The sequence below is a fragment of the Actinomadura rubrisoli genome, assembly GCF_004349215.1.
Taxonomy (GTDB): domain Bacteria; phylum Actinomycetota; class Actinomycetes; order Streptosporangiales; family Streptosporangiaceae; genus Spirillospora; species Spirillospora rubrisoli.
Genome location: NZ_SMKU01000737.1, coordinates 1 through 1,009, shown reverse-complemented (window position 1 = coordinate 1,009; position 1,009 = coordinate 1). Strand labels below are relative to the sequence as shown.

Below are 1,009 nucleotides of genomic sequence, written 5' to 3'. Positions count from 1 at the left end.
GCGCTGAGGTCGGGGGTCTCGTGCATGATGCGGTACATGACGGCGGGCAGCGGGCCGCCGGCGAACGGGTCGCGGCCGGTGGCGGCGAAGAGCAGGACGGCGGCCCAGGCGAACAGGTCGGTGGCGGGGCTGACCCGGCCCGCGAACTGCTCGGGGGCCATGTAGGCGGGGGTGCCGACGACCTGGCTGGTCATGGTGGCGCCCGCGTCGAACGCGCGGGCGATCCCGAAGTCGATCACCCGGAAGCCCTCCGGGCCCATCAGGACGTTCTGGGGCTTGAAGTCGCGGTGGACGATCCCGGCGCGGTGGATGGCGGCCAGCGCGGTCGCCGAGGTGATGGCGAGGCGGTCGAGGTCGGCGCCGGTGCGGGGGCCGTCCTCCAGGACGATCTCGCGCAGCGACCGGCCCGGCACGTACTCGCTGACGATGTAGGGGCGGTCGCCCACCATGTCGGCGGCGAGCATCTGCGCGGTGCAGAAACCGGCGACGCGCTGCAGCAGCGTGAGCTCGCGGACGAACCGGGCGCGGGCGCCGGTGTTGCCGAGGAGCTGGGCGTGGAGCAGCTTGACCGCCACGAGGGGCGGGAGGTCGGACGGCTCGATGGGGCGGCCGAGGTAGACCACGCCCTGGCCGCCGGTGCCGATGCGGCCGATGAGCTCGCAGCCGCCGAGACGCTCAGGGTCGGCCGCCTCCAGGGGAAGCGGGCCCGCCATTCGCAACCCCCCGTCCGGTCCCCCGAAAAAATGAGCCTTTGATCGGGCACAAAACCGCAGCACCCGGCATCAAAGAGTATAGGTTCGGCGAGCCCTGAGCGGGAGACGACGCATGCTTGAGATCCATTCGCGAATTGCCCGGCACAGAGTCCCGGCGGTGTCCCTGGCGGCACTGTGCGTGGCGGCGGGGGTGCTGACGGGCTGCGGGGACGCGGGGGCGACGATCACCCGCCTCACGGTGGGCTCACCGGGTTCCGACCCGTACACGCTGGTGTCCAACACCGACAAGGTGAAGG

Annotated in this window: 1 protein-coding gene; it reads right to left on the bottom strand. The window is 72.1% G+C overall.

Annotated features, from left to right (window positions below):
- Nucleotides 1–713, bottom strand: a 713-nt coding sequence (locus E1298_RS47200) for a serine/threonine-protein kinase (RefSeq protein WP_131903863.1), incomplete at its 3' end; no start/stop codon positions are given.
- Nucleotides 714–1,009: the final 296 nt, after the last annotated feature.